The sequence below is a fragment of the Methylomonas sp. Uni0009 genome (genome assembly GCF_054188105.3).
Genome location: NZ_JBTAFN010000001.1, coordinates 3208093 through 3233559, shown reverse-complemented (window position 1 = coordinate 3233559; position 25467 = coordinate 3208093). Strand labels below are relative to the sequence as shown.

General features: G+C 49.6%; 23 protein-coding genes. 12 read left to right on the top strand and 11 right to left on the bottom strand.

The features are described from left to right. Positions 1 to 8: 8 nt before the first annotated feature. The 4 genes from ACWAU0_RS15025 (at position 9) to ACWAU0_RS15010 (ending at position 5382) form a co-directional block, all read left to right on the top strand. Positions 9 to 2057: a glycosyltransferase family 2 protein gene (locus ACWAU0_RS15025; protein ID WP_458137140.1), complete on the top strand. Its 2049-nt coding sequence runs from the start codon at positions 9 to 11 to the stop codon at positions 2055 to 2057. Continuing rightward, a complete protein-coding gene (locus tag ACWAU0_RS15020; RefSeq protein ID WP_458137139.1) occupies positions 2054 to 3382 on the top strand; it encodes a glycosyltransferase family 4 protein in 1329 nt (442 codons plus the stop codon). The genes ACWAU0_RS15025 and ACWAU0_RS15020 overlap by 4 nt, the downstream gene beginning before the upstream one ends. 72 nt (positions 3383 to 3454) lie before the next feature. After that, complete coding sequence (locus ACWAU0_RS15015) at positions 3455 to 4411, top strand: glycosyltransferase family 2 protein (RefSeq protein ID WP_458137138.1); 957 nt, start codon at positions 3455 to 3457, stop codon at positions 4409 to 4411. Between the two features lie 86 nt (positions 4412 to 4497). Further along, positions 4498 to 5382 carry an FAD:protein FMN transferase gene (locus ACWAU0_RS15010; RefSeq protein WP_458139233.1) on the top strand — a complete coding sequence of 295 codons (885 nt, stop codon included), beginning with the start codon at positions 4498 to 4500 and terminating at the stop codon, positions 5380 to 5382. 494 nt (positions 5383 to 5876) lie between these two features. On the opposite strand, the gene ACWAU0_RS15005 is transcribed toward ACWAU0_RS15010, so the two are convergent. Continuing rightward, positions 5877 to 6854, bottom strand: a complete 978-nt coding sequence (locus tag ACWAU0_RS15005) for a malate dehydrogenase (RefSeq protein WP_033158994.1) — start codon at positions 6852 to 6854, stop codon at positions 5877 to 5879. A 207-nt stretch (positions 6855 to 7061) separates the two neighbouring features. Here ACWAU0_RS15005 and ACWAU0_RS15000 point away from each other — a divergent pair, with 207 nt between their 5' ends. The 3 genes from ACWAU0_RS15000 to glyA are packed head-to-tail and all read left to right on the top strand — an operon-like array spanning position 7062 to position 10576. Continuing rightward, a complete protein-coding gene (locus tag ACWAU0_RS15000; protein WP_033158995.1) occupies positions 7062 to 7919 on the top strand; it encodes an NADP-dependent methylenetetrahydromethanopterin/methylenetetrahydrofolate dehydrogenase in 858 nt (285 codons plus the stop codon). Between the two features lie 17 nt (positions 7920 to 7936). Further along, positions 7937 to 9292, top strand: a complete 1356-nt coding sequence (locus tag ACWAU0_RS14995; RefSeq protein WP_458137137.1) for a glycerate kinase type-2 family protein — start codon at positions 7937 to 7939, stop codon at positions 9290 to 9292. A gap of 24 nt (positions 9293 to 9316) precedes the next feature. Next, entirely contained in the window at positions 9317 to 10576 is a 1260-nt protein-coding gene (gene glyA / locus ACWAU0_RS14990) for a serine hydroxymethyltransferase (protein WP_171694822.1), read from the top strand. A 644-nt stretch (positions 10577 to 11220) separates the two neighbouring features. Here glyA and ACWAU0_RS14985 read toward each other — a convergent pair. The 4 genes from ACWAU0_RS14985 to fur form a co-directional block, all read right to left on the bottom strand. Further along, entirely contained in the window at positions 11221 to 11769 is a 549-nt protein-coding gene (locus ACWAU0_RS14985; RefSeq protein WP_458137136.1) for a hypothetical protein, read from the bottom strand. Between the two features lie 582 nt (positions 11770 to 12351). Then, positions 12352 to 13050 (bottom strand): lipoprotein-releasing ABC transporter ATP-binding protein LolD, encoded by a 699-nt coding sequence (gene lolD / locus ACWAU0_RS14980; protein WP_458137135.1) that lies wholly within the window; start codon positions 13048 to 13050, stop codon positions 12352 to 12354. Beyond that, entirely contained in the window at positions 13043 to 14290 is a 1248-nt protein-coding gene (locus ACWAU0_RS14975) for a lipoprotein-releasing ABC transporter permease subunit (RefSeq protein WP_458137134.1), read from the bottom strand. The genes lolD and ACWAU0_RS14975 overlap by 8 nt, the downstream gene beginning before the upstream one ends. Positions 14291 to 14292: 2 nt before the next feature. Continuing rightward, on the bottom strand, positions 14293 to 14715 hold the full coding sequence (gene fur, locus ACWAU0_RS14970; protein WP_064009712.1) for a ferric iron uptake transcriptional regulator: 423 nt from the start codon (positions 14713 to 14715) through the stop codon (positions 14293 to 14295). 116 nt (positions 14716 to 14831) lie between these two features. Between fur and ACWAU0_RS14965 the strand changes: the two genes are divergently transcribed. Further along, positions 14832 to 15386, top strand: coding sequence for an outer membrane protein assembly factor BamE (locus tag ACWAU0_RS14965; protein ID WP_458137133.1), 555 nt, complete (start codon positions 14832 to 14834; stop codon positions 15384 to 15386). A gap of 18 nt (positions 15387 to 15404) precedes the next feature. On the opposite strand, the gene ACWAU0_RS14960 is transcribed toward ACWAU0_RS14965, so the two are convergent. Genes ACWAU0_RS14960 through ACWAU0_RS14940 form a run of 5 tightly spaced genes read right to left on the bottom strand, consistent with a single transcriptional unit; the run spans position 15405 to position 18210 of the window. Then, positions 15405 to 15878, bottom strand: a complete 474-nt coding sequence (locus tag ACWAU0_RS14960; protein ID WP_026601170.1) for a LabA-like NYN domain-containing protein — start codon at positions 15876 to 15878, stop codon at positions 15405 to 15407. A 7-nt stretch (positions 15879 to 15885) separates the two neighbouring features. After that, positions 15886 to 16200 carry a pyrimidine/purine nucleoside phosphorylase gene (gene ppnP, locus ACWAU0_RS14955; protein ID WP_458137132.1) on the bottom strand — a complete coding sequence of 105 codons (315 nt, stop codon included), beginning with the start codon at positions 16198 to 16200 and terminating at the stop codon, positions 15886 to 15888. 36 nt (positions 16201 to 16236) lie between these two features. Continuing rightward, positions 16237 to 16824, bottom strand: coding sequence for a tRNA 5-(aminomethyl)-2-thiouridylate-methyltransferase MnmM (mnmM, locus tag ACWAU0_RS14950; protein ID WP_458137131.1), 588 nt, complete (start codon positions 16822 to 16824; stop codon positions 16237 to 16239). After that, complete coding sequence (locus ACWAU0_RS14945) at positions 16799 to 17854, bottom strand: NAD(P)/FAD-dependent oxidoreductase (RefSeq protein WP_458137130.1); 1056 nt, start codon at positions 17852 to 17854, stop codon at positions 16799 to 16801. The genes mnmM and ACWAU0_RS14945 overlap by 26 nt, the downstream gene beginning before the upstream one ends. Before the next feature lie 5 nt (positions 17855 to 17859). Next, entirely contained in the window at positions 17860 to 18210 is a 351-nt protein-coding gene (locus ACWAU0_RS14940) for a HopJ type III effector protein (protein WP_033159004.1), read from the bottom strand. A gap of 231 nt (positions 18211 to 18441) precedes the next feature. On the opposite strand from ACWAU0_RS14940, the gene ACWAU0_RS14935 reads away from it, so the two are divergent. The 4 genes from ACWAU0_RS14935 to ACWAU0_RS14920 are packed head-to-tail and all read left to right on the top strand — an operon-like array spanning position 18442 to position 22991. Then, entirely contained in the window at positions 18442 to 19086 is a 645-nt protein-coding gene (locus ACWAU0_RS14935) for a polysaccharide biosynthesis/export family protein (protein WP_415878641.1), read from the top strand. A 25-nt stretch (positions 19087 to 19111) separates the two neighbouring features. Then, entirely contained in the window at positions 19112 to 20446 is a 1335-nt protein-coding gene (locus ACWAU0_RS14930; protein WP_458137129.1) for a hypothetical protein, read from the top strand. Position 20447: 1 nt separating this feature from the next. Further along, complete coding sequence (locus ACWAU0_RS14925; RefSeq protein ID WP_458137128.1) at positions 20448 to 22190, top strand: lipopolysaccharide biosynthesis protein; 1743 nt, start codon at positions 20448 to 20450, stop codon at positions 22188 to 22190. A gap of 18 nt (positions 22191 to 22208) precedes the next feature. Continuing rightward, the gene (locus ACWAU0_RS14920; protein WP_458137127.1) at positions 22209 to 22991 is read left to right on the top strand and encodes a CpsD/CapB family tyrosine-protein kinase; all 783 of its coding nucleotides are present in this window, start codon (positions 22209 to 22211) and stop codon (positions 22989 to 22991) included. Between the two features lie 48 nt (positions 22992 to 23039). Here the strand turns inward: ACWAU0_RS14920 and ACWAU0_RS14915 are convergent, their stop codons facing one another. After that, positions 23040 to 25427 carry a tetratricopeptide repeat protein gene (locus ACWAU0_RS14915; RefSeq protein ID WP_458137126.1) on the bottom strand — a complete coding sequence of 796 codons (2388 nt, stop codon included), beginning with the start codon at positions 25425 to 25427 and terminating at the stop codon, positions 23040 to 23042. Positions 25428 to 25467 lie beyond the last annotated feature (40 nt).

Below are 25467 nucleotides of genomic sequence, written 5' to 3'. Positions count from 1 at the left end.
CAAACGAAATGGTGCCGCCATCCATCAGCGTCATCATGGCCGTTTACAATACTCAACGGTATTTAACGGAAGCCATTCAGAGTATTCTGTCGCAATCTTTTACGGACTTTGAATTGGTGATCGTCGATGACGGCAGCACCGATGGCAGCCCGGAGATTTTGAAAGATCTCGCCCAACAAGATTCGCGTATCAAACTCGTCACTCAAGTCAATGCCGGCATAGGTGCAGCAACCCAAAGAGGCATGACCGAAAGCCAAGGTGAATATATTGCCATCATGGACTCCGACGATATTTCCTTCCCCGATCGATTAAAGCTACAGAAACAGTTCCTCGATCAGCATCCAGACATTGACGCGGTCGGTAGCCAATGGCGAATGTTGCACGCCGACGGTCGAGATATTGGTATCGATACGCACCCGCTTGATTCAGAGAGAATTTCGGTGTTGATGTACGCTTTTTTTTCGCTGCATCACCCGACCACGATGATTAGACGACACGCATTGGAAAAAGTGGGTGGCTACTCCGTAGACCGCAGTTGTCTGGTACCCGACTACGACGTATTTATGCGCATGCAATTGGCGGGATGCCGGTTCGCGAATCTGCCGGAAATTCTGTTCATCTGGCGCTTAAATCCAGCCAGTACTACACACCACAAAGCGCGAGCACAGTGTGCTTCGGTAGCGGAGGTTCGCGATGCGGGATTTAACCAACTGCTATTAGACGATCCTCGACGAGCTGCGGACACCTCAAAAACGGTTATTTGTACTTTTCCAACCGGCACATGGCAAGACGAAAGAATCAAACAACTATTACCCGAGCAGGGACCGTCATTGTTGTATCGCACCTGGCGGAATCTGCCAGACGCTACCTCGGGAGACCGTCTTAACAAGGCGCTGGTCTTGTGGCTGGAAAAGCCGGAGCTCTATTGCGAAACCTTGCGCGAACAATTACTCGTCAACGACAAGCCTTGGTTGGCGGCATTACTCAATGCCTACCGCGGCATCGAAAACCTAGACCCCGCCCTGAACGCCACTACGCTTGCGATTATCCACAGCAATCAGACAGCGGTAAGTTTATTCGTCACTTATAACCAAGCTGGCGAAGATTTCAATCAACGTCTGCAACAAGCCTTCGCCTTGAAGGCTCAGGCCAAGTTTTCGATAGAAATTATTGTAGTTTCGGTCAAACCAGAACTTAGCCTGAAACCTTTTATCCCGTTACTTGCCACTCATAATTGTATTTTCGATGAAAACGGCCTTGCGTGGCACACGGCATTGCATAGGGCTAAAGGTGCTTATTTTGCATATTTGGAAGACAATTTTAGATTCAATATCGATGTAATATTGAAAATCCTGGCAAGTCACATCCAGCACAAAACATCTATTTCATTTATGCCGGATACTCGCTACTTTAGCGAAGCATGCGATGAAAAAGGTCAACCGGCTCTAGACAATCACTTCCATCCAGTTTGGACACGTAGCACTCTACTTGGAAAAAATCGTGTGCAGTCTAGTCACTTTATTCATCATCGCTCTTTATTGAACAACTTAAAAGGCAATTTAGCAGAGCTGGGGGTGGCAACAGGGCGATACTTGGGTAGATACTTGGCAATTAGAAACGAATTTAACATTATCGATGGAGCTGTAAGCTATTTTATGCCAGGAATAATTTTAAACGCCAACCCATTGCCTTTATTTCAACAAACTGTTGGCGATTGGTATCTGGATTATGGGATGACAAACTTTCCTGATCTTGTATTCCATGAAAACTTGTCAAAATCTGAAATTGCACATTATGCTCAAACCCTTTCAACAGCTTGGCTCAACAAAAATTTATATATATACCAAGGTAATATATCGGTACTGGAAAGCTTCTACCTCAATCGTGTCAATTTAGCGATCAGGATACCATTATTTAGATATTTACTCGCACACAATAAGAAAACTTATTTACTCGCCCTCTGGCGGAAGAAGGATTATCTAAATGCAACTTTGGCTTTATTTTATTGTGTTTATCAGACCATAGCTGTTCGTTTGTTTTCTCCGTATAAAAAATGAAAACTCTACATATTTTCCATAATAGTGATTTAAAAAACGGGGTTGACAAAACCACCTGCACCTTGATGGTCGCATTAAAAAAACTAGGCGTTGAGCCTATCGCGGCGGCGCCCAAAATGGGTAATGTCACTGAATATTTACAGTCTCAAGCAATTCGTTACTGGCTAATCCCATATTCCTGCTGCGTAAGCCGAACAGAGCGGGCGCAATTTAAGTTTTACGGAGATTCTTTCGCGCAATTAGACAATTTAATTACGTTGATACGCCAGGAAAACCCGGACATTATTCATATTAACACCGGTCATTTACTGCATGCCGGTATTGCCGCCGCGCGTCAAAGAGTACCGGCCATTTGGCACATTCATGCACCGTTTGCGGAAGATTTATCCCGTTACGAATCCAGCATTGGCGCCGGCGGCTATATTCACCTTTTAAAACAATTGAGCAGCCGCATCATCGGCGTATCAGACGACGTTGCTAAATCGCTATCGCAATATTTACCCGCTGACCGAATAAAAACCCTCTATAACGGTATCGATATAGAGGAACTGTTTAATTCTGCCAAATCTTCTTCAACCGATATTCGCGCGGAATTGGGCCTTTCCGCAGACGCAAAACTGGTAATCGGCGTGGGCCGCATCTCTGCGCAAAAGGACTTTGCTGCCTTTGCCAGAGTAGCCGCCAAGGTCGTTACGTTTAAATCGGATTGTTATTTCCTTATCGCCGGCCCAAAACAGGAACCGGAAGCTGTACGCCTGTTGGAAGACGAATTAGAGCGTGGCCAATTAAGCAACAAGTTACATATACTCGGACCGCGAGATGACATTGCCGCCCTGCTGGCACAAAGCACTATATTTCTCTCCACGGCAATTTTTGAAGGCCAGGGCATTGCCGCTCTGGAGGCAATGGCTTTGGGTACGCCAGCGGTCGCGATGGCGTGTTCGGGTCTACGGGAGTGCATCGTTAACGAACACGACGGCATTTTGGTAGATCCGGGCGATGAAAATTCCGCCGCCACGGCCATTTTGCGCCTGCTGGACGACCCGGAATTTGCTCAAAAACTCACCGCTAACGCCCGTATCTCCGTCGCTGAAAAATTTTCCAGCCAAAAATACGCTAAGGAATTTTTGAACATCGCCAACGCTGCGCTGGCCTACGGCCCGGCAGCGATTTCTGATCAAGAACTTGATCTGCTATCGGGATTATTGGGACAAATCAATAATGCCCATCTGCGTTTGCTAGGCTTTGAACAGCAAACCTTAAATCAACGTATAAAAGGCATTCTCTGGGAATGGCGCCAACAGCTAAAGGCAATATTCCAGTAAAAGCTCGAATTGCCACAATTTGATTTAAAATAAATTTTGCACAATCAACGGCCTGATTCAGGCGAATCCAGTATGCGACAAACTACTGATATATCTCAAGCTAAACCACTCATTTCCGTGATTATGCCTTGCTATAACTCGGCACATATCATTGAAAAAACCATCGCCAATCTGTATCAACAAACCTTCAAGAATTTCGAATTGATAGTCGTTGACGACGGTTCATCGGATAACTCGCTAGAGGTTTTGCAGGTAATAACAACGCTGTATCAAAATATAATAGTTATTTCCCAACAGAATAAAGGACCCGGTCCTGCCCGAAATCGCGGATTGGAAGCCGCATTGGGAGAATTTATTGCCTTTCTGGACTCCGACGACAGTTGGCACCCTGAGTTTCTGGCAAAGCTTCATCATAAGCTTGAAGAAAAACCGGATAGCGTACTCGCATACTGCGGCTGGCAAAATATTGGTCTGAGCGCAGAAAAATCCCAACCTTATATTCCGCCTGATTACGAAGAAAATGATAAGTTTGCCGTTTTGTTGCGCAGTTGCCCTTGGCCAATTCACGCCGCATTGACGCGCAAATTTGCCATCGATCAAGTTGGAGGTTTTAACGAACACTGGCTAACCGCTGAAGATTTCGATATGTGGATCAGAATTGCAATGTTCGCCCATATTGTCCGCGTTCCTGAAGTATTGGCTTACTATCACCATCAACAAGGCGAACAAATTTCCAGCAACCGACTTAGGGCCATACTAAATCATTGGGGCGTGCAAAAAGGCTTGCTGCGAGACTTTCCCGTAATATCGCAAACGCTGGGTAAAGCTAAAACCGATCTTTTGACAAAAGGCCAGTTATTGCAAAGAGCTTATGAGTTTTATTGGAAAAACGATTTACCTAGCGCGCATCATTTATTTAGAAAAACCTTGGGTTTGGGGTATTTTGGTATGAAGGACTTAAAATATATGCTACCCAGTTTACTGCCTCTAGCGCTTTACCTGGTTCTAATAAAAAAAATACGGAGTTAATATTCCATCAGCCACGCTTATCACTTTAAAACCCACAAAGATTAATCGTGAGCCCAACATCCTTATTTCGCTTCCCATTCCAGGCTATGGGTACTCAATGCGAAATCCAATTAATTGCCACGGAGCATAAACAGGCCAAGCGTATTGCCGATATAGTAACAGCCGACGTGCAACGATTGGAGGGCTTGTATTCCCGGTATAAACCCGACAGCCTGCTTTCAAGCATCAATCAAGTCGCAGCCATGGGCGGCCGCATTACCGTGGATGAGGAAACGGCTGGCTTACTGAATTATGCTGCAACCTGTCATCAACAAAGCGACGGCCTGTTCGACATCACGTCCGGAATTTTACGGCAGGCTTGGCGTTTCGAGTCCGGCCAGTTGCCGGATGAACAACAAATAAACACACTATTGAAAAAAGTTGGCTGGGACAAACTACGCTGGCAGGCGCCGCTATTAGAGTTCCCATTGGCCGGCATGGAGCTGGATTTTGGCGGTATCGTCAAAGAATATGCCGTAGACCGGGCTGCGGGAATTGCGCGGAATGCCGGCGCTCGCCACGGCTTTATCAATCTGGGCGGCGACATCAAACTGATAGGCCCACGTCCGGACGGCACTGCCTGGCGAGTGGGTATCCATCACCCCCGCCAAAGGCAGACATTAGCAAGTACTTTGGCACTACATAACGGCGCAGTCGCCAGCAGTGGGGACTATGAGCGCTGCATTATCGTCAACGGCCAGCGCTACGGACACATCCTCAATCCGCAAACAGGCTGGCCGGTTCGGCATTTGGCATCTGTCAGTGTCGTCGGCGAATTCTGCGTAGTGGCCGGCAGCGCGTCAACCATCGCCATGCTCAAGGAAGAACAAGGCCCAAGTTGGCTGGAACAGTTGGCATTGCCGTACTTATGGATAGACGTACACGGCAATTCCGGAGGTTCGTTAGCCGTTGCAGACCCAGCAAGGCGCTGAGTTTTATCCGTTACCGATACGGTACCAATTCAATATGCCCAAAAATACGGCATATCCCTTGCCATTGCGGCATAAGCCTCAAAACCGGTACTTTGGCATCACCCATCACCCCGTACATGCCCCGTCAAACGGGAATTCATAATTGGCACACCTATTGCTTTATCTAAAAAAATAATAAAGCACTGTTTTGTTGCCTGCCCCATCCAAACAATTTCCGGGGCATCAATTAAAGCCCCCGACCCATTCAAGATTTTAAGGACGCGCTAAAAAACTCTCTCGCTGGATGAGGGATGGAGCGCTTTTTACCAGTCGTTAACAAGCTGCCACGGATGGCGGCGCCTTACGAATCGGCTAGCCGAGAGACCCGCAGACGTAAACACAAGAAAACATCAGCAACAAATAATGGAGCGGTAGTTATTACGCCATACCGCGATAGTGATGCTCGATAAGCCCAGCCGCGCGGAATAGCCGCAGAGCTCCCGCATTCGGACAATTTAGAGTAAATGTTTGATGGCTTGTCGCTCTTCTTTTAACTCTACTTCGTTTTGACGCAATCTTGCCAAGCTGAACTCGTTAAGATCCAAGCCCTTAACGATGCCGATCTGCCCATCCACCACCGTCACCGGGAAGGAATAAACCAATCCTTCCGCAACACCATAGCTACCGTCGGATGCGACCGCCATACTCACCCAGTCCCCCGGATCGGTACCGAAGGCCCAAACCCGCATATGCTCAATCGCCGCATGCGCCGCAGACGCCGCGCTGGACTGGCCGCGTACTTTGATAATTTCCGTACCTCGGTACTGCACAGTGGGGATAAATTCATCAACAAACCAGGATTGCTCGACCAAAGAGAATACATCCATGCCCTTGACCTTGGCATGATGTAAATCAGGATATTGAGTGCAGGAATGGTTACCCCAAACCGCCACGTTTTTCACGTCTCTGCTCAGCACCCCGCATTTCTCGGCTACCTGACTTATCGCACGTTTATGATCGAGCATGGTCATCGCCGTAAAACACTCCGGCGCTAAATCCGGAGCGTTATGAATAGCGATCAGAGCATTGGTATTGGCCGGGTTGCCAGTCACTAACACCTTGACATTCCGGTTGGCTACTTCATTCAGCGCCCGACCTTGGGTGATAAAAATCTGCGCGTTATCCAATAACAAATCGCTACGCAGCATCCCCGGTCCGCGCGGTTTTGCCCCTACCAAAAAGGCATAATCGACGTTATCGAATGCCACTTTCGGATCGTCGGTAATGATGATTTTGTTGATCAACGGAAACGCGCAATCGTTCAACTCCATCACCACGCCTTGTAACTGCTTCATAGCCGGTGGAATTTCCAATAGACGCAGCACGATAGGCTGATCCGGCCCCAGCAATTCGCCAGACGCCAAATGAAATAGCAAGGAGTAACTAATCTGACCAGCTGCACCTGTTACAGCAATATCCACGGGCGTTTTCATCTGCGTTCCTCTTTATTGATTGGATTCTTCCACACCCGACCCAACGGCAGGCTTTTCCAATATGACATAAAGTTTTTGAGCAAACAATCACTAATTCCTGCTTGCCAAAACCCGCTTGGATTCTGCGGCGAGGTAAATATTATTCTGTATAATGCCGGCGGCTAACCTTCTCCCACCGGGCCACCATTATTCATATCAGGTAGCTTAATGAAAAAATTGTTATTCCAGTTCGACACCGACACCCATCCCTCGGCTTTCGATACCGTAGTCGCTTACGACGGCGGCGCGGACCATGTCATTGGTTACGGCAACATTACCCCCGATAACGTCGGCGGCCTGGTCGACGGTACGATCTTCACTCGCGCCCCCAAAGACAAAAAAAACACGGCGATTTTTATCGGCGGCAGCAATATCGAGGCCGGCCAGCGTTTACTGATAGCGGTGCAAAAACATTTTTTCCCCGGGTTTCAAGTCTCGGTGATGCTGGACAGTAACGGCAGCAACACTACAGCCGCCGCCGCCGTCGCCAAACTGGGCAGCAGCGCAAGCCTGGCCGGCAAAAAAGCGGTGGTATTAGCTGGTACAGGTCCGGTCGGTCAACGTGCGGCGGCAATGATGGCGCTGGAAGGCGCGCATGTCAGTATCACGTCCCGACACATATTTAACGCGGAAAAAGCCTGCTTCGCGATGAAGGAGCGTTTCGGCGTAGATCTGACACCCATAGAAGCCGCCGATTACGACAGTCGCGCCGCCGCCATCCAAGACGCCAACGTCGTTTTAGCGACCGGTGCTGCCGGTGTCCAATTATTAAAGCCGGAACATTGGCAAAACAATCCAAATCTGCAATTGTTGGCGGACGCCAACGCCACGCCGCCTGTCGGCATTGGCGGCACGGACGTACTGGATAGAGGCGAACAGCGACACGGCAAAATCGTCTGGGGCGCCATCGGCTTCGGCGCGCTAAAACTAGCCTTACACCGCGCCTGTATCACCAAGCTATTTGAAAGCAATAAGCAGGTGTTCGACGCGGAAATCATCTTTGCACTCGCTAAAGCCATGGCTTAAGGTTCTGCCGGATCGATATGTCCGCAGTCCAGCCAAGTTATCGTGAACACGCAGCCGCCATTTTTCGCGCCGGCGTTGCGGCGGCTGATCCGTATCTTGCCGTAAAACGTTTTCTCAGAGCCGATAGCGAACTGCTGCATATCGGTTCGGAACAAACCGGCTACCGCAGCGGCGACTGGCGACGCATTCATTTAATTTCATTCGGTAAAGCTGCTTGCGCAATGGCCGATGCGGCACAAACAATAATTCCCGAGTCTTGGCTTGCCGCTAAAGGCATTGTCGTGACCAATTACGACAACATTGATGTCGTCGAAAACTGCCAGGTATTCGGCGCCGGCCATCCGCTACCGGACGCCGCTGGGTTGCATGCGGCAAAGACCATCACCACCCGCCTGAGCAACACGAATCCCGGCGAGTTGGTGTTAGTGTTGATTTCCGGCGGTGGCTCGGCATTGCTGCCCTACCCGGTCGCCGGCATCAATTTGGCGGATAAAATCGCCACCACCCGTCTATTAATGGCCTCCGGCGCAACCATCAATCAGATCAATTGCGTCCGTAAACATCTGTCTCAACTCAAAGGCGGCGGCTTAGCCAGGCTTGCCGCGCCCGCCGATTTGCATGCGCTGATACTATCCGACGTGCTGGATAACGATTTAAGCGCCATCGCCAGTGGCCCCACCGTGCCCGACGACACCACTTTCGTAGACGCGGTCGCAATATTGGAATCATTCGGCGTATGGCAGAAAACACCCTCCAGCGTGCAAAACCATTTACAACAAGGCCTTCAAGGCTTACAAATTGAAACGCCAAAAAGCGGTGATCCGACCTTCAGACAGACAAGCCAAAACCTGATTGGCAGCAATACCATTAGCGTTGACGCTGCAATCGACAAAGCATGCAAATTGGGCTATGACACCCAGCTTTACAGCAAACAGTTGTGCGGCGAAGCGCGCTTGGTTGCCGAGCAAATAGCACTGCATGCGCTATCCGCAACAGCCGGCATGACGCAACCGACAGCCGTCATCGCCGGCGGCGAAACCACTGTTACCTTAAAGGGCAATGGCAAGGGCGGCCGCAATCAGGAAATGGCTCTTGCCTTCGCCCTGGCCGCCGAAAAATACGCTCTGGATGGTGCGTGGACCTTTCTGAGCGCCGGTACTGATGGCCGCGACGGCCCTACCGACGCCGCCGGTGGCATCGTCGATGACGGCACTTTGCCACGCATCCGCGCCGCCGGACTCGACCCAGCGGCCCTGCTCGACGATAATGACTCATACCCTGCCTTGCAAGCGGCGAACGATTTACTGCTCAGCGGCGCAACCGGCACCAATGTCGCCGACCTGCAAGTCCTGCTGCTGCATCCCCACGAATAACCCGAACTTACTTTAGGAGACCCCATGTTTAGCGAATCGATGACCATCAAAGGCTTTGACGACGAACTATTTCAAGCGATGGAACAAGAACGCCAACGCCAGGAAGACCATATCGAACTGATCGCCTCGGAAAACTATGCCAGCCCCCGAGTTTTGGAAGCCCAGGGCACGGTGCTGACCAACAAATACGCCGAAGGCTATCCGGAAAAACGCTACTACGGCGGCTGCGAATACGTCGATGTCGTCGAGCAATTGGCGATCGACCGCGCCAAAGAATTGTTCGGCGCCGATTACGCCAACGTCCAGGCGCACTCCGGTTCGCAAGCCAATATGGCAGTGTTCATGTCCTTAATTCAACCGGGCGACACCATCCTAGGTTTGAGTTTGGCGGACGGCGGCCATTTAACCCACGGTGCCAAACCCAACTTCTCCGGCAAAATCTACAACGCAATACAGTACGGCTTGAACAAAGACACCGGCGAAATCGATTACGAACAAGTCGAAGCGTTGGCTTTGGAACATAAACCCAAATTGATCATCGCCGGCTTCTCGGCCTACTCGCGCATTTGGGACTGGCAACGTTTTCGCGACATTGCCGATAAAGTTGGCGCTTACTTCGTTGTAGACATGGCCCATGTCGCCGGCCTAGTCGCGGCGGGTTTATATCCCAATCCGGTGCCGATTGCGGACGTGGTCACCAGCACCACCCACAAATCCCTGCGTGGCCCACGCGGCGGCTTGATTTTGTGCAAAAGCAATCCGGACCTGGAAAAAAAGATCAACTCCAACATCTTCCCCGGCATCCAGGGTGGTCCGCTGATGCACGTGATCGCCGCCAAAGCCGTAGCCTTTAAAGAAGCGCTGACCCCGGAATTTAAAACCTACCAGCAACAAGTGGTGAAAAACGCCCAAGCCATGGCGGAGGTTTTTATCAAACGCGGTTTTGATGTGGTTTCCGGCGGCACCGACAACCACTTGATGCTGGTGTCTTTAATCCCCAAAGGCATCACCGGCAAAGCCGCCGACGCCGCATTAGGCCGGGCCCACATCACCGTCAACAAAAACGCCGTCCCCAACGACCCGCAATCGCCGTTCGTCACCAGTGGCATCCGCGTTGGCACCCCTGCCCCCACCTCGCGCGGCTTCAAGGAAGACGAAGTTCGCCAAGTGGCGGAATGGATGTGCGATGTGATGGATAACCTGGAGGACGAGAGTGTGATTGATGCGGTTAGGGAGAAGGTGCATTTGTTGTGTGCTAGGTTTCCGGTTTATTCAGCGGGATAATTTTGAGTTGCCTTATTTGAGTTGGATGATGTTGTGTCGCTAACGCGACGGGTTGTTTAGAGGTCGGGTCTCGGCCCGACAGCCGAGTAACTTTTCTTTGTTTGGCCAAAGAAAAGTCACCAAAAGAAACGCCACCCGGATGCCGCTTTGATCCTGCGCTCCTCGCTTTTGAACGGGGTTGCCGAAAGGGGCTTCCTGCCCCTTCGGCAACGCGATGCATCCCTGCATCGCCCCTAACGGGCTGAGCCGTTCAAAAGCTCCGGTGCTCGGCGCGGCATACGGGAATCAAAACCGTCTCGACCGTAAAAGATTTTGGGGATTGTTCAGAATTTTGATGTAGCTCCGAATAGCGCAGCGTATTCGGAGGAACGAGAAATTTAATTTACACATACGTCCGATTACGCTGTTCTAATTCGACCTACAAACTCTATATGCCTGCCATGGTGACGCTTTATAAAACGCCTGGGGCAAACAATTCCGTAGACGATTGCCGGTGCCGGTAAACCCAATAAGCTGATAATCGGTGCCATGATGCGTAGTTTGATTCATGTGGCATTCGGTGTCTTGAACCTTCGATTCGGCTCTTCGTTTGCTTTGACTTGGATAACAGTATCTACGAGCTGGCAGATTTGGCAGAAGTAAGGCTATTGAAATTCGGCATGTATGCCCTCAATCGTAGCCTCTGCAGTTGGCGGTAAGAGTAGCATCCACTTGCCATCATGTTTTTTGAGCTTTTGAACCACATCTTTGCTGACATCGCGCCCCTGTATACTCACTTTAAGGGAATACACTACATACGCCACGTCGCCTTTAAGCGATGTATCGAGTATATCTAAACGAGATGAACGCATCATCTGCACCAAATTAGGTTGCCCCCTGGCAATTACATCATTCAGGCGTTGATAAGCTTCCTTGTTAGTTAATCTTCGATAATCATTCATCGTTGATACGCCAAATAACGGTAGCAACTCTCTTTCCGCCTGCGAACTTTTCGGGCCTTTCAAGGCTGCATCAAAAGTGTTTCGAAAAGTTGAGAGCGCTTCAGGATGCATTAAATCTGTCATGAGGCGTGTGTTATACGCCCCTAAAGCCGTAGCATATTGATGCATGGCCTGATTGATCTCGGAGTTATCTGCCGCTGCTCCCCCACACACCAATACAGCTGTCAATAGCAAAACTGCCCTAATATTCATATTACCTCCATTGGTTTTTGAGCCTAACCGGTGATGAGATGATTTCAGCAAGTAGCCTGGATGAAGCGTAGCGGAATCCGGGTAATCTAAGCCATCAAAACCTCGATTTCGTTTCACTCCATCGAGGCTACATCATTTGTTCACTAACTACTTTTTAGTGACGGGACGGTTTTATCCCGTATGCCGCGCCGAGCACCGGAGCTTTTGGCGAGAAAGCCCGAAGGGGGGCGGCAGGGATGCCGCACGTTGGCGGAGGGGCAGGAAGCCCCTTCTGCCGACCCTCGGCAAAAGCGAGTAGCGCAGGAAATAAGCGGCATCCGGGTGGCCTTTTCTTTGGATACTTTTTTTTGGCCACGCACAAATTCGTCTGGAACGAATTTGAACAGCCGACAGGCTGGCCCGAAGGGCGAAAACCAAGGATGGTTTTCGTAGCGAAAGTATCTCAGCTGTCGGGCCGAGACCCGACGTTAAATCAAGCCGTCGCGATAGCGACACAACCATTTGAATCTCCTCTCCCCAACCCTATCCTGCTGGAGAAGGGGCAAACCACGAGGAAACTAGGGCATCACCAGAAACTAACGTTTAAATGTGATGAACCCTCTCCGGCACAATCAACCCATCCTCCATATAAAGCACATGATCCATTCGCCCAGCCAACTCAGGATCATGCGTCACCACCAAAAAACTCACCTGCAATTCCTGGTTTAACTCCAGCATCAGCTGATAAATCTGCTCGGCAGTTTTGCTGTCCAAATTACCGGTCGGCTCGTCGGCCAGGACGCATTTAGGCTGATTAATCAAAGCCCGGGCTACAGCAGCGCGTTGCCGCTCGCCACCGGACAATTCGCCGGGCTTATGCAGCATGCGATGCCCCAAGCCGACACGTTTAAGTAATTCAGCGGCTTGTTGTTGAGCGTGCTTGATCGATTGATTACCGATCAACAGCGGCATGGCGACGTTTTCCAGGATGGTAAATTCGCCCAACAAGTGGTGGAACTGATAAATAAAACCCAACGAGCGATTGCGTAGTTGGCTGAGTTTGCCGGCGCTAATCTTATGCAAATCGGCGCCATCCAGCATCACCGAACCGGAGCTGGGTTTTTCCAGCCCGCCTAGTAAATGCAGCAAGGTGCTTTTCCCGGAACCGGACGCGCCCATGATGGCAACGCGCTGGCCGGCTTGAATCGCCAAATCCACTCCACGCAAGACTTCGACGTTTAAATCGCCCTGCGCGTAACGCTTGGTTAACTGCTGGCATTGCAACACGATGGCATTACTCATAACGCAACACCTCGGCCGGATTGATCCGCGCCGCCTGCCAAGCTGGATACAGTGTCGCCAGCAAGGACAGTAAAAACGCCACAAAGGCTATCCAGTAGACATCGGTCCAGATCAGTTTTGACGGCACTTCGCTAATGTAATACACATCGGCGGCCATGAACTGCACGCCAAAGGCTTTTTCGATGGCCGGCACGATGGTTTCCACATTCAAAGCCAGCAACACGCCACCAACCGTGCCTAGTAAAGTACCTATGCTGCCAATGATGCAGCCCAAAACGATAAAAATCCCCATCACCGAACCGTTGGATAAACCCTGGGTTTTCAGAATGGCGATGTCGCCGCGCTTGTCGGTCACCACCATCACCAGCGTCGAGACGATGTTAAACGCCGCCACCGCGACGATCAGCAGCAAGATGATGAACATGGCCCGCTTTTCGGTTTGTACCGCGCGGAAAAAATTGCTGTGGGCTTTGGTCCAGTCGCTGACCCGAAACTCGTCGCCTAAGGTATCTGCCAAGCCTTGCGTGATGCGTGGCGCGTTGAATAAATCATCCAGCTTTAAACGCAAACCGGATACTGCCGACTCCAATCTGAACAATTTGCCGGCATCGTCGAGATGCATCAGCGCCATATTGCGGTCGTATTCGTACATACCGACTTTGAACACCCCCACCACGGTGAAGCGTTTCATGCGCGGCAGGATACCCGCGGGGGTGGAATTGATTTGCGGGGTTATGACTGTGACTTTGTCACCCATCATCACACCCAGGTAATTGGCCAACTCTGCGCCCAGGATGATACCAAACTCACCAGGGACTAAATCGTTCAGACTGCCGAACATCATTTTGTTGGCAACTTCCGACACTTTCGCTTCGTATTCGGGCAGCACACCTTGCAGCAAGGTGCCGCTAACTTGCCGGTCGGCGTTAACCATGACTTGACCGTGAATAAACGGTGCCGCGCCCTCTACATGCGGCATGCTGCGCGTACGCTGCTCCAAGGCTTGCCAATCGTCAAGCTGGCCGAAGCGACCGGTGATAGTACTGTGGGCGGTCATACCGAGAATGCGCTCGCGCAATTCTGCTTCGAAACCGTTCATTACCGACAGCACGGTAATCAAGGCGGTTACACCCAGGGCGATACCAAGCACGGAGGTTAAGGTGATGAACGAGATAAATTGAGTGCGTTTTTTGGCGCGGGTATAGCGTAACCCGATATACAGGATGAGAGGTTTAAACATGCTTAAGCTTTTTGGGGTTTACAAGCGGCGCAATAACCGTAAAGGTAAAGGCTGTGATCGGTAAGGGTGTAACCCAGTCTCAGGGCGATTTCCGATTGGCGTTTTTCAATGACTTCATCGGTAAATTCGTCGACTTTCCCGCATTTCATGCAAACTACATGATCGTGGTGACCGCCGCTATTCAGTTCGAATATAGAATTGCCGCCCTCGAAATGATGACGATTAACCAGACCGGCGGCTTCGAACTGTGTCAACACGCGGTAAACGGTGGCCAGACCGATTTCCTCGCCTTCGGCCAACAAGATTTTGTAGACCTTCTCGGCCGACAAATGCCTGTCGTCCTGCTGTTTTTCCAGAATCTCCAGAATTTTGATTCTGGGCAAGGTCACCTTTAAGCCCGCATTACGCAAATCCTGAGTTTCCACAAGCCCGCCTCCTTTAAACCGATAATCCGCAACATTGTATCGTTTTTTGCGCCGAGCCGCTGACAGAATTATGGGATAATGGCCCATCGTTTGCCGTCAGACTCCATTCACTCCTCATGAAAAAATCGACTTTTTTGCTAGCGGCCGTCACCAGTTTATCGATTAGCGCTTGCAGTACCATCCTCACAAACTTACCCGGCGTGTACACGCTGGATATTGAGCAAGGCAATATCATCGATCAAAGCATGATCAATCAGCTCCGGCCGAATATGACTAAACGCCAGGTGCTCTACATTATGGGTTCGCCAATGCTGTCCGATGCCTTCCACGAAAAACGCTGGGACTATTTATATTCTGAACAACCGAGCGGGGAAGATAGGGTGCAAAAGCGGGTGTCCTTATTTTTCAACGGCGACAATTTGATGGGCGTACAAGGCGACTTCAGACCCAGCTCTATGCCGGTCGTCAAGGAATCCACGGAAACCAGCGTCGACGTACCAAAACGTGATCTGGAACGCTCAATGTGGGAAAAAATCAGCGGTTTGTTCGGCAGCGACGAACCCGACACCTTTGCCCGCAGAAACAATCAAAATGCTCCCGAACCCAAAGAAGCTGCCAGTTCCGCCGAGAAAGGCAAAGAACTGGTGGAAGAAGACCCTGACAAAAAATAGGCTAAGTACCCAGAGGTTTTACAGCAGTAGTGCGCCGGCAATGGCAATAAAATTGTCGGCCGCCTGAATCAAGGCTGGCGCGGTTAAACTATGGATCCCGTAAACATCGCTGGCAGTACCAAAATCGTTGCGCACCTTTTGCAACAGCAACTCGAAATCGCCGTCGCCGGACAAGAGAATAATGCGATCAGCCCGCGCGGCATAATCCATTACATCCAAGGTGATTCCCACGTCCCAATCCCCCTTGCTGGTGCCGTCGCGGCGCTGAATATAGGGTTTTAGTTTGACGGTGAAACCGATATTTTTCAGGATTTGTTGAAAACCCTGCTGTTTGCTGTCGCCGCGATCGGTGGCATAAGCAATGGCAGCGACAACCTGTTTACCTGCGGTTGCCTGCTGCCAAAACGCACTGTAATTGAAATGTTTCTGGTAACGTTGCCGGGTGGTGTAGTAAATATTCTGAACGTCGACAAAAATCGCTACTTTTTCCATCCAGCGCTTACTTCAGAAAAGAACAGCAGTAATCGCTGGCAACACTCACCTTCATCGTGAATGCCGCATTGCCGGGAACATTAAAAGACTCGCCGCCTTTCACGGTTTGCCATTCATCGCTACCCGGCAACAGCACTTGCAGTTCGCCGGCCAGAATTTCCATCAACTCGGGTTCGGCCGTGTTAAAGGTATATTCGCCCGGCTGCATAAAACCCAAGGTTTTTGAAGAGCCATCGGCAAACTTAATGGTGCGGCTATTCACTTTGCCGTCGAAATAGACATTGGCCTGCTTGACGATGGTGACGTTATTGAATTCTGACATGATGCACATCTGTTACTAGTAAAAAAAGGAGCGCAATCATAGCAGATCGGCTTGTTTGCGAATAACAAAAAGCCTGGGGGCGGCGGGCTTGTCGTGGCTACTAAGTATAACTTCCGTTGTATAACAGGTCTGATCCAATAGCTGCGACCATGCCGCCAACTGCTCGGTCTCCAGTTCGCCGCCGGCGTGACCGGGATAGGCTAATACCGTGATCACGGCACGCGGCGCCAACAAAACGCATGCTGCATTTAAAGCGGCCAACGTCGAATCGATTTGGGTAATCACGGCTTTATCGGCCCCTGGCAAATAACCCAGATTAAACATCACCGCCCTCACCCGGCCATGCCATTGCTTGGGAACATGCAACAGCATATCGGCATGGCTGGCGAGACGTAGCGTCACCCGGCGCTGCAAATCATGCTGAAGTAATCGCTGAAAGCTTTTGATCAGCGCTTGCGGTTGAATATCAAAGCCAATCACATGCCCGCCGATTCCAATGCTCCGCGCCAGAAACACCGTATCGTGACCATTGCCCAGTGTCGCGTCGAGCGAAATATCGCCCGGTGCTACGTGAGAACCGACGATGTTATGAGCAATTTCAAGCAGGGAAATAGGTTTTGTCATAGCGGCGTATATCGCAGCCGGGGGGCAAGCCGGCGTGCTGTTGCAGGTAATCGGCAAACCGGGCAGCGTACCAGGGAATCGCCAAACTGCCCTTGGCGCCAAAGCCATTGAAAATATGCAGTTGCGGATATAAAGGATGTGTGCCGATAAACGGCTGTTTATCGCGTGTAGCCGGCCGGATTCCGGCCCGATGTTGATAAACATCAAGGGCTTGTTGTTCAGGGCAAACCGCACGTAAGCTCGCCAATAAAGCGGTTTTCGCTGCTTCGGTCGGCAGTTGATCTACTTGATCTGTTTCGAAAGTCGCACCGGTCTTAAAGCGCCCGGACTCCAATGGAATCAGCCAATGCCCGTAATTCAAAATCTGTTGTGGAATATCTCGCCTACTTTCGCATCCCAGTATTTCACCTTTTGCCAATTGAAAAGGTAGATACTTAAACCATGGATTGGTAAGCGCCTGATAACCTTCGCAGAAAACAATATGCCGCGGATATATTGCCTGCCAACGCAGCGCCGGCTCGAGATTAATTTCCTCGTATTGCAGAGTGTGTCGCCGATAACAGTGCTTTTTCCGTAAAAAATCACGCAACCGACTCAGCAAAGCCTCGGTCCGCAAATAGCCGGTCTGGCCTTGTTGTAATACACCGTAAGGCGCGTTGATTCTCTTGGGGGCCGCCGCCAACTTCGACAAATAACCACGATAATCCGCCTGACTCAAACGGCGTTCGGCAATTTCAAGCTCTTTGGCGGTGCGCAGAATTTTCAGCATTGGCATTTGCTGATAAAAGGCTTGTCCAAACTGTCTCTCAAGTTGCCGATAAGCATGCATTGCGGCCGGCAGCAGGTTTTCCACATCCACCTGCTTTACCAAGCGCTGCCCGGTAACCGGGTTGATTAAACCGGCCGCGACTTGCGAGGCGTTTTCGGCGCCATCATCCACCACCACGACGCGCAATTGCCGCTGCAATAACTCCCAAGCCAATAAACTGCCAGCCAAACCCTGACCGATCAGCAGTACATCGATTTGCACGGCAATTATTGGGCTTGCAAGGCCTCGCCTTTAAAAACAATGCCTTCCCAACCATCACGCATAAAGTGTCTGATATTTTGATGATCGTCGCCGGACGGGTTACCCAATACATCTTGGCGATAATAATCACCGAAGAGCGCCAGAGTTTGCTCGACAGTCAGTTTATGCAATTTGGCGAATGCAAAAATCTTGCAAGAGCCCTCATTACGACCCGCTTCGTTTACCAGAGGCTGTTGCAAGCCGTTACTAAATTCGGTGGGTTGGTATTGATAATGCTCGGCAATAAGCGCAATGACTTCCTGAAATTCGACCGCTTGCCCGGACTTAACACGTTGTAAAAAATCGTTCACTGTCACTGCCTTACTCCCAAAGTTTTATTAATTTTTGGTTAATTTACTGTTTGATTCGAACAAAACACAGTCATTCCCGGTTATAATCGCATGAAATGTCTAGGTGTTTCTCACCTAAGACTGCGTTTGGGATCGTCTTATTCTTGTTATATTCCGTTACTAAAATCCCGCCTTACTTTGGCGTTTGGCTCGAAAAGTGCGGTTTGCAACCTCAATAACATCATAAAGGAATACATTTTGAAACAGATAATTACTCTTTTCTCGTTTTGTCTGCTTTGCTCCTCCACTGCCCTGGCAGAACCGGAAACCCCGATCCCACCTGCACCGCCAATAGAGCCCATTAACAACACTACAATCAGCCCTGCACCTACGGTGACTATCGAGCAGACCAATTATGCGGCTTACCAACTATCGCCTGGTGATGCATTGGAAATCACAGTCTGGAAAGAAGAAGGCTTACAACAATTGCAAATCCTGATTTCCCCGGACGGCACGATTATTTTCCCCTTGATCGGCACCGTCGGTGCTGCCGGTAAAACCATTACCGAACTGAAAGACAATTTGACCAGCCGATTGGCCGATTACATATCCGACCCCTCGATTTCGGTTAAATTACTCAACAACCAGGGCAACTCGATCTTTGTGATCGGTAAAGTCAATAAGCCCGGACAAGTGTTTTCCGGCAGACGCCTCGATGTGCTGCAAGCCCTGAGTCTGGCCGGCGGCCTGACCGTGTTTGCCAAGGAAGGTTCGATTAGCATTATTCGCCGCACCGGCGATCAAGTTAAAGTGTTTCCTTTCGACTACAGCGATGTGATTGATGGCGAAGACCTGGAACAAAACATCCTGCTGGAACCGGGAGACACGGTTACCGTACCCTAAGCGGAATTAGATAGAAGCACTATCTATGAAGATAAAAACGGATTTTTTGCTACCTGCGTTGGTTTTATTCAGCACCGATGGCTATGCGCTGGATTTGCTGTTCAAACCGGAGTTTAGCTTTAAGGAGCGCTTTGACGATAATGTACGCATGCAGATTCATCCAAAGCATAGCAATTTTATCAGCACCCTTTCTCCAGGTGTGATGTTCGGTTATCTTGCCGACGACAATGAGTTGAATACTCGATTCAGATGGAACGAATTAATTTACAGTAGCGATTCGGCGCTGGATTTTTCCGAAAAACTGGTCAATCTTAACCACAAATACCAAAGCGAACGTTTCAAAACCGATCTTGCGGCAAGCTATGCGGAAGAATCCTCGATTAATAACCAACTTGACCCTACAGTAATCGACCCAACACAGATCAACGAAGCAGGTGGCGTGCAACTTCTCGTACCACGGAACACCAAATCAGTCTCCCCAACTGTCACTTATAACTTGAACGAGAAAAGCTCTCTACAATTGGGTTATAGCTACCAGGATGTGGCGTTTGACAGAGCGCAAAACCTGATAAATAACATTAATTACTCGGATTATAGTTTCCAGCAATATTCGGCAACGGCCAGCCATGCCTACACCGAACGCTTGTCATTTAACCTGACAGGTGCGTATTCGGTGTATGAATCGGCAAACGAGAGTCCAGGAATCGGTCTTTTCAAGACTTTTCCTGTACCATTGCGATTTTATCAAACCGCGCCAATAACAACAGGTTTCAGCCAAAAATCGACTACGTTCACTTACCAGGCGGGTGTGCAATATCTATTTGACGAGCAGACCCAATTAGCATTTTCAGCTGGGATTCGCGACACAACAACTGACAGCACTCAATTCACCAGCTCGTCAAACCCTGCGCCAGAGCTTAATAGTCGGTCTTCCTTATCCAAAAACACCATCGGCAACGTATTTTCGGCAAGCTTGGCTCGTAAAAGCGACTGGGGTGACTTTAGCTTAAGTGCCGGACAACAGCTCAACCCGGCCAGCACCGGTCAGCAACAAACCTCAACCACCTTTTCAGCCCGAGGCCGATACAATCTCACGGAGCGCTTATCCACCGGTATCAACGCCAATTACTTGCTATCTGAATCGATATCCACATTTAGTAACGATACCAGCAGAAGCAATAACCGCACATTTATTACCCTATCACCGAATGTTCAATGGCGCTGGACGCCGGAAATCAATTTGGATCTGTCTTATAGCTATCGCCAGCAAGTGTATGAATCAAACAACCAGACCATCACCGGCGACAGCGTACAACTACAATTCTCTTATCAACCGCAAATCAATCGTCAGGTGAAATAGCGTGGAAAATCAAGCCATCGACATCAAGGACTATCTAAAAATCATCAAACGACGTAGACGGTTTTTAGTTATTCCGTTTCTAATCATTGCGCTGATCAGCATCGTTTTGGCAGTGCTGTTACCGGCAGTTTACCGCTCTACTTCCACCATTCTGATCGAGGCGCAAGAAATCCCCGCCGAACTGGTGCATTCCACAGTGACCACCTTCGCCGACCAGCGGATTCAGATGATCAGCCAACGGATCATGACCCGACCGAATTTGACGGAAATCATCAAGAAATACGATCTCTATGCCGAGGAACGGCAAAAAAAGCCGGAAGAAGTCATTCTGGAAAAAATGCGTAAAAGCATCAAAGTCGAAACCATTAGTGCCGACGTCGCCAATAACAAAAGCGGCCCTGCCCAACAAGCTACGATAGCCTTTACGCTGACATTTGACGATAAATCACCCGCGCTCGCGCAAAAAGTCGCTAACGAATTGACTTCCTTGTTCCTGAAAGAAAACATCAAGTCACGCACAGAATCTGCGGAAAATGCAGCATTGTTTTTGAGTGAGGAATCCAAACGTCTTAAAGCCAAAATTCAGGAAATTCAACAAAACCTGGCTACGTTCAAGGAAAAGAACCTGAACCAACTGCCGCAAATCAGCGCCATGAACCAGCAAGAACTGACCTCTTTGAGTAATCAGTTATTGCAATTGGATAGCCAAGAACGAACGCTGCAGGATAGACGTTATTATCTTGAAGGCGAACTGGCGCAAATCGATCCCAACACCATGGCTACCAATGCCGTGGGCAATCGGGTGTTCGACATGAAAGACCGTTTGAAGGAACTACAATCGCAATATCCATCGGTGTTATCCAACCATTCTGCGAACCATCCCGATGTGATTAAAATCAAACGGGAAATCGACTCATTGCAAAAAGAAATCGGCTCCAACACCGATCTGAATGCGATGAACGGCGAACTAACCGACAGAAAAGCGGAATTGGCCTTGTTGTTGAAACAATATTCGGACAAACACCCGGACGTGGTGAAACTGCAAAAACAAATCAGCGCCTTGCAACAAAGCCTGGCTAGCGCGAAACAAAGCGACTACAGCAACTCCAGCATTCAACCGGATAACCCGGCCTATATCACCTTGAAATCGCAACTGGCTTCAGTGAATACCGAAATCGAATCGTTGAATTTCACTCGTAGTCGCGTACAGAGCAAAATGGAAGAGTTACGCTCAAGCCTACGCCAATCGCCATTGGTTGAAAAAGAATACATGGATTTGATCCAGGATCTGGACAATACCAATCTGCGCTACCGTGAAGTGAGTGCGCGAGAAATGGAAGCGCAAATCTCGCAGCAATTGGAAATGGAAAGAAAAGGCGAGCGTTTTACTTTAATCGACCCCCCCCAAGAACCATTACAACCGGTTAGCCCGAATCGAATTGCGATTATGGTACTGGGCATGGTGTTGGCGGTGGCAAGCGGCTTAGGAGCGGTGGCATTGACCGAAATGCTGGATTCGACCGTTAATAGCCCAAAAGCGGTCGCGGCGATTCTTGGTGTGGAACCTTTGGCGTCGATACCTTATTTCGAAAGCCAGAAGGAACATCAAGCACATAGAAACGAGCGACGGCTGTTATTGATAGGCATGGCAATAGCCGGCATTCTGGCTGTCATCGCATTTCATTTTATCGTCATGCCGCTAGATGTGTTTTGGTACAAATTACTACGTGTCGTGGGCAATTAATCATTTAAGGGAAAATTCATGAACCCCATTGAAAACCTCGTGGAAAAAAGTAATCCAGCCGCAGCCGGATTAGCCAATCAACCCGGCGACAAAGTCAGCATCGCTTACACCCAAACGCGGGTACACACTCCGGATCAAAACTTACTGAAGCAAAACCGGATTATTTCCGCGGCTTTACCTGGAAAATGGCTGGAATCCTACCGCATGCTACGCACCCGCTGCTTGCAGCAAATGGATGCGATGGAATGGAAGACCATGGCAATTACCAGCCCCAGCGAAGGTACCGGCAATAGCTTAACAGCCGCGAATTTAGCCATCAGCATGGCAATGGAACTTGACCGCACTGCCCTGCTGGTGGATGCCAATTTCCAAAATCCCAGCATTAATCAATTATTCGGCATTCAGTCGGGCGCGGGTCTTAGCGATTATTTATTGAACGACACCGAATTAAGCTCCATGCTGATTAATCCGGGCATCGAGCGTCTGGTAGTGCTGCCGGCCGGCAAACCTTTATTCAACTCAACTGAGATGTTGCGCTCACCGAAAATGGTACGACTGGTTAACGAACTGAAAAGCCGTTATCCCTCGCGTATCATTATTTTCGATATGCCGCCGATTTTGTCGCACGACGATACGCTGGGTTTTTCGCCTTATGTGGATTGCGTGTTGTTGGTGATCGACGAAGGCCATACCAAGACCGAGCAGTTGAAGCACGCAGCCTCTTTGTTAAAAGACACCAACGTACTGGGGACAGTATTCAATAAAGCCACCGACATTAAAATCGGCTATACCGGGGTTTAAGCCGGTTTGACGTGGCTACCTGCGGTAGCCACGTCCCTACATTTCCTATCAGAGTTTACTCAAAACATCCTTCGCTTCATTCAAGCCATCGAATTCCACTTTTTTATCGACCGCTTTTTGCAAATATTCGCGGGCTTTAACCGGATCGTTTTGCTTGAAATACACCATACCCAAATGATAATTGCTGATCGGCGATTGCGGATCGCGTTCAATCACTTTCAACAATATCTCTTTAGCCTTATCGTAATTGCTTTGTTTATAGGCAACCCAAGCAACCGTATCCATCATATTAGGATTATTGGTTTGCAATAAAGGCTCGGCCAATTTGGCTGCACGTTCCAAACTATCCGGACCGGCGGAAAAATCCGACAAGTAACTGGCCAGATTGTTAACTGCAACCACCGAATCCGGATGCAGTTTGTAAGACTCTTCGTAAAGCGCCAACACCTGCTCATGCTGACCGTCACGATGATACAAACGCGCCAAGTCGTCGACCAATTCCAATGCCCCTTTAGTTTTTTCAATCCCTTTTTTGTAGATATTGATGGCTTCGGCCTGGTTTTTTTGTGCCAACTCGATCAAGGCCAAGTTCCGATAAGGGCTATACCACTCCGGTTTGATATTCAAAGCCTTTGTGTAAGCTGCTTTTGCTTCGGCAAATTTCTGTTCGTTCAGATAAGCACCACCCAGCAAATTGTAAGCAACGAAATGATCGGGTTGCTGTTTAATGACTTGCTGCAATTTGCTAATAGCCTTATCCGACTGCTTCAATACCAAATAGCTTTTGACCATCTCGGTCAAAGGCTCAATCGCATCCGGCTTACGCGCCAAGGCCTGTTGAAAGGCTTCGGTGCTGGCTTCCAGCTTGCCTTCCGCCTGATAGCCCAAGCCGGACATGTAAAAGCCGGTGGCGTCTTTATCGGATAACTGTTGCACCTGTTTGGCAATCTCTTGCGCTTTATCCCAATGCTTTTGCGACAACTCCATTTTAAACAGCGCCTCCAAGCCTTTCAGACTTTTCGGATTGGCTTTCATCAGCGCTTCAAGCTGCTGCTTGGCTTGATCTTGGTGCCCGGCTTTCATATGCAAGCCAACCAAATCCAGCCGGGCGGTCTCATCGCCCGGTGCGACGGCCACCACTTTTTCCATGTTTTCTCTGGCCAGCTCTTCCTCGTTATTGCGCAGATGAGCCGCGGCCAGCATTTTCAACACACCGATATTGTTGGGTTGATCAACCAATACCGAGCGAAAATCGGCAATTGCGTCGGGAATTTTGCTTTCACCCAAAGCAAACTGACCGCGCAGCGTCAAAGCCTCGGCATCGCGCGGATTGTTATCCAACACTTCCTTGATCAAGGCCTTAGCCTCGTCGCCACGCTTGGTCATTGCATACAAAGCCGCTAATTTATTTCGTGCGGTGATGCCGCTGGGTCCCAATTTATCCTGATCGACGACTTCTTTCATGGTCGCTTCGGCCTTATCGACTTGCTTTTGGGCCAGCTGGATATTAGCCAGTTTGAATTTCAACTCATACGCTTGCGGCTTTTGCTCTATCATCGGTAGCAACTCGGCAATCGCCACTTCCGGACTGCGTTTTTCCAACAGAAAGTCGACCAAATAAGTCTTGGCGGTATCGTTGTCCGGCAATTTGCTGACCGCGTCGCGCAGAGTCGCTTCGGCTTTATCGACTTGTTTGGTACCGACTTGGAACAAGGCTAACGTACGGTAATGCTGTAATTGCTGCGGCTCCAGTTTGACAATTTCCAACAACATGGCCTCTGAATCGGCAATCTGATTGTTTTTAGCGTACAAACCGGCCAGCATGCTACGCAACGCAACATTATCCGGCTTCTTTTCAATAGTTTGCTTCAATAAAGTAATCGCTTCGCCAACTTTATCCAAACGCGCTTTAATAGAGGCCATCATCAAGGTCGCCGGCACATCGTCCGGGCTGTTTTTCAAGGCGCGCTCCACCGTCATAATCGCGCCATCGCTGTTATTTTTGGCTGCTTGGACGCCGGCGAACAACACCAAAGCTTCGACATTATCCGGTTCCTTCGCCAAAGCTTCACCGACCATTTTTTCCGCATCGTCTACCGCGCGATTTAATAACAGCAGCTGACCAACCCGCACCCGCGCCATCACGTGATTTTCATTGCCGGCAACCACGGTGCTGTATTCTTTAAAGGCATTTTCGATTTTGCCTTGTTTACTCAGGGCTTCCGCAATCTGGAAGTGAGTTTCCCAGTCCTTAGGATCGATTTGCAGCACGTTTTTATAGGCAAGCAACGCTTTCTCATAATCACCCGCTTGATATAGCTGTTTGCCTTCTTCCATGTATTTCGCTTTCCGTTCATCGGCGCCGTTACAGGCCACCAAGCCGGTCGATAACACAACAATGCCTAGATTTTTTAAAAAATTTTGTTTCGTTGTCATTAGTCTCTCGATAATTCGTGCATTTGATTATGTAGCCGCC

Bases quoted from the DNA above. Each gene is read 5' to 3' on its own strand.
- glyA (WP_171694822.1), top strand. From the start codon at position 9,317: ATGTTTAGCGAATCGATGACCATCAAAGGCTTTGACGACGAACTATTT.
- ACWAU0_RS14915 (WP_458137126.1), bottom strand. From the start codon at position 25,427: ATGACAACGAAACAAAATTTTTTAAAAAATCTAGGCATTGTTGTGTTA.
- ACWAU0_RS15005 (WP_033158994.1), bottom strand. From the start codon at position 6,854: ATGAAAACGCCCGTGGATATTGCTGTAACAGGTGCAGCTGGTCAGATT.
- ACWAU0_RS14995 (WP_458137137.1), top strand. From the start codon at position 7,937: ATGTCCGCAGTCCAGCCAAGTTATCGTGAACACGCAGCCGCCATTTTT.
- ACWAU0_RS15015 (WP_458137138.1), top strand. From the start codon at position 3,455: ATGCGACAAACTACTGATATATCTCAAGCTAAACCACTCATTTCCGTG.
- mnmM (WP_458137131.1), bottom strand. From the start codon at position 16,824: ATGACAAAACCTATTTCCCTGCTTGAAATTGCTCATAACATCGTCGGT.
- ACWAU0_RS14965 (WP_458137133.1), top strand. From the start codon at position 14,832: ATGAAAAAATCGACTTTTTTGCTAGCGGCCGTCACCAGTTTATCGATT.
- ACWAU0_RS14975 (WP_458137134.1), bottom strand. From the start codon at position 14,290: ATGTTTAAACCTCTCATCCTGTATATCGGGTTACGCTATACCCGCGCC.
- ACWAU0_RS15020 (WP_458137139.1), top strand. From the start codon at position 2,054: ATGAAAACTCTACATATTTTCCATAATAGTGATTTAAAAAACGGGGTT.
- ACWAU0_RS14960 (WP_026601170.1), bottom strand. From the start codon at position 15,878: ATGGAAAAAGTAGCGATTTTTGTCGACGTTCAGAATATTTACTACACC.
- ppnP (WP_458137132.1), bottom strand. From the start codon at position 16,200: ATGTCAGAATTCAATAACGTCACCATCGTCAAGCAGGCCAATGTCTAT.
- ACWAU0_RS14930 (WP_458137129.1), top strand. From the start codon at position 19,112: ATGAAGATAAAAACGGATTTTTTGCTACCTGCGTTGGTTTTATTCAGC.
- ACWAU0_RS14985 (WP_458137136.1), bottom strand. From the start codon at position 11,769: ATGAATATTAGGGCAGTTTTGCTATTGACAGCTGTATTGGTGTGTGGG.
- ACWAU0_RS15025 (WP_458137140.1), top strand. From the start codon at position 9: ATGGTGCCGCCATCCATCAGCGTCATCATGGCCGTTTACAATACTCAA.
- ACWAU0_RS15000 (WP_033158995.1), top strand. From the start codon at position 7,062: ATGAAAAAATTGTTATTCCAGTTCGACACCGACACCCATCCCTCGGCT.
- ACWAU0_RS15010 (WP_458139233.1), top strand. From the start codon at position 4,498: ATGGGTACTCAATGCGAAATCCAATTAATTGCCACGGAGCATAAACAG.
- ACWAU0_RS14920 (WP_458137127.1), top strand. From the start codon at position 22,209: ATGAACCCCATTGAAAACCTCGTGGAAAAAAGTAATCCAGCCGCAGCC.
- lolD (WP_458137135.1), bottom strand. From the start codon at position 13,050: ATGAGTAATGCCATCGTGTTGCAATGCCAGCAGTTAACCAAGCGTTAC.